We start from the raw sequence: 3,129 nt of genomic DNA, 5'->3' as shown, positions 1-3,129 counted from the left end.
ACCCCACCAGCCCGCAAACCCACCCGCACCTCACCAACACCCAAACCCCCACCACCACCAACGGGAACCAAGGTCAAGTTCTGGAGCGTGCCGCGCTCGGTGAAGTCCAGCCGCCAGGTGTCCGTGTTCGGCGGCACCTCAAGGGCGGTCGCCGAGCTCACCGGCGCCAAGCGCGGGACCAGGAGCTGACCGCCCCGGACGGCGACCTGCGCCTCCCCGGTGGCCACGGCCGCGCGGACCAGGTCTCCCGCGCCGTCGGCGTCAGGGTCGACGTCGAGGTCCACGAGGACCAGCCGGCCCGGGTTCTCGCCGGCGGCGACTCGTACCAATCCCCAGACTGCGGAGCCGGCCACCTCGATCGGGACGTCGCCGGAGCCGGAGCCGGCGTCGACCGCGCGCTCGGTGACCATCACCAGCCGGGCCCCGGCCAGATTCTCGGCCGCCAGCCATTCCTGCACGACGCCGAGGGCGCGGGCCGCCGCCGCACGCGCCCGGTCGCCGACACCGGCGCTCTCGGACCGTGTCGGGCAGCCGATGACGACGGTGTCCGGGGCCGGCCGGCCGGCGGCCACCGCCGCCGTCAACTCGCCGATGCCGGAGTACCTCGCGGCGCCGGAGAGCTCGCCGAACGGTGCTGGGTCGCCGGGGCTCAGCACGGCCCAGCGACTCAGGTCCGCAGACTCGTGATCTTTCTGGCCTTCGGCAGAGCGCGCCGGGACCCAGTCAAGGGTGAACAGCGCCTCGCCGGTGACGGCCGAGCCCGCCCGAGCCGCCGGAAGCGGGCGCAGGGCCAGCCCACCCACCGCCGCGATCAGCGCGCCGGTCTCGTCGGCCAGGGTCAGCGACATCCCGTCGCCGGTCGGGGTCGGTGCCAGGCGCACCCGGGCCGCACGGGCGCCGGTCGCGTGTACGACCACATCGGTCCAGGCGAAGGGCAGCAACGGGCCGCGTCCGGGACCGTCCTGGCCGGACGTTGAGCCGGTGGCCGAGATCGGGTGCAGGGCGGCGTCGAGCAGGGCCGGGTGCAGCCCGAACCCGGCGACGGTGGCGTCATCGGCGAGGGCGATCTCCGCGAAGACCTCATCACCGCGCCGCCATACTTTCCGCACCCCTTGGAACAGCGGCCCGTAGCTCAGCCCGGCGGCGGCCAGCGCGGGATAGAAGCCCTCCAGATCCTGTACGACCGCCCCAACGGGAGGCCAGGAACCCGGCTGGGCCCCGTCCATGTCCTCAGCCGTGGCGAGAACGGCTGGGTGCCCCAGCGCGGTGGCGGCCATGCTGTCGGCCGGGCTGAGGAGGCCGGTTGCGTGCCGGGTCCAGGCGCCGGCCGGGTCCTCCTGCTCGGGCTGGGAGTAGACCGCGACCGCACTGCGCCGGGCGTCGTCGTCCGACTCGATCGAGTCGACCGTGACCTGAACCCGGACGCCGCCCCGATCCGGCAGGACCAGGGGCGCTTCGATCACCAGCTCGGCGAGCCGGGACCGTCCGATCTCGTCCCCGGCCCGGATCGCCATCTCCACCAGGGCCGCGCCGGGCAGGATCGCCCGGCCGGCGACCACGTGCTCGCCCAGCCACGGCTGGGCGCTCAGCGACAGCCTGCCGGTCAGCACCAGCCCCCCGCTGGCCGGCAGGTTCACGGCCGCGCCCAGCAACGGATGACCGGACGAGCCCAGCCCCAGACCGGCTGCGTCGCCCTGAGACCCGCCGGAGCTCAGCCAGTAGCGGTGCCGGGTGAAGGCGTAGGTGGGCAGGTCCACCCGCCGCGCCCCGGTCCCGGCGTAGAAGCGGGGCCAATCGACGATCCCGCCCCGGGCGTACAACCGGCCGACAGCCGTCACCAGGGTCGCGGGCTCGTCCCGGTCCCGGCGAAGGACCGGAATCCAGTCCTCGGCGTCCACCCGACTCGGGGTGGGGTCCGACGGACTCGAAGTCGTACCCGAGACGGCGGCGGTCTGCGGGCCGAGGGCGGACAACACACCGTCCGGGCCGAGCTCCACGAACGTGCGCGCCCCGCTGTCCCGCAGCGTGCTGACGGCGTCGGCGAACCGCACCGGCTCGCGCACCTGGCGCACCCAGTACGCCGGATCCGTCACCTCATCGCTGACCACCTGGCCGGTCAGCGTCGACACCAGCGGGATCTGTGGCGTGCTGTACGACACCGACGCGGTGATCCGCGCGAACTCCGCCAGCATCGGCTCCATCAACGCCGAGTGGAAGGCATGCGACACCCGCAGATGCCGCACCCGTACGCCCTGGGCGGTGAACGCGTCGGCGACCTCCGCCACCGATCCCTCCGCCCCGGACACCACCACGGCGGCTGGGCCGTTGACCGCCGCGACGCCCACGCCCTCGGTCCCCGCCAGAACCTGACGGACATCGTCCTCATCCGCCTGAACCGCCAGCATCGCCCCGCCGGCGGGCAGCGCCTGCATCAACCGGCCCCGAGCCGCCACGACCGCGCAGGCGTCGGCCAGCGACCACACCCCCGCGACGTGCGCGGCGGCCAGCTCACCGATCGAATGCCCGGCCACCATCGCCGGGGTCACACCCCACGACTCCAGCAACCGGAACAGCGCCACCTCGACCGCGAACAGCCCCGCCTGCGCCCACACCGTGTCATCGATACGACCGGCGCCACCGATGACGGCTGTCAACGACGGCCCTGGCTGGTCCAGGTGCTCGTCCAGGCTCGCGCAGGCCGCGTCGAAGGCCCGCGCGAACACCGGATACGCGGCGTACAGCTGCCGGCCCATCCCCACTCGCTGAGCGCCTTGGCCGGTGAACAGGAACGCGACCTTGCCCACCGAACCGGCGCTCCCCGTCAGCACACCGGCCGGCGGCGCGTCCGCCGATCCGGCCAGGGCGGCCAGACATGCGACGAGCTCGGCGCGATCGGCCCCGACGAGCACGGCACGGTGGTCGAGGTTCGCGCGGGTCGTGGCCAGGGACCAGCCGACGTCGACCGGGTCCAGCTCGGGCCGGGAGATCAGGTGGCCGTGCAGCCGTTGGGCCTGTGCGGTCAGCCCGGTGGCGTTGCGGGCGGAGATCACCCAGGGAACGACCGGCAGCGTCTCGGTGTCGTCCTGGTTGAGGGGGATTTCTGCGGGTTGTTCGATGATGACGTGCGCG

1 protein-coding gene is annotated in these 3,129 nt (G+C 73.8%); it reads right to left on the bottom strand.

The window, feature by feature from the left end; all coding sequences use genetic code 11:
* The coding region (locus tag ACIBQX_RS50585) for an acyltransferase domain-containing protein (protein ID WP_397017866.1) at window positions 1–3,129 on the bottom strand (3,129 nt) is incomplete at both ends.

The organism is Nonomuraea sp. NPDC049714 (assembly GCF_044465295.1).
GTDB lineage: Bacteria > Actinomycetota > Actinomycetes > Streptosporangiales > Streptosporangiaceae > Nonomuraea.
Note: the sequence above shows the minus strand (reverse complement) of the source record. Positions and strands in the feature narration are given on the sequence as shown.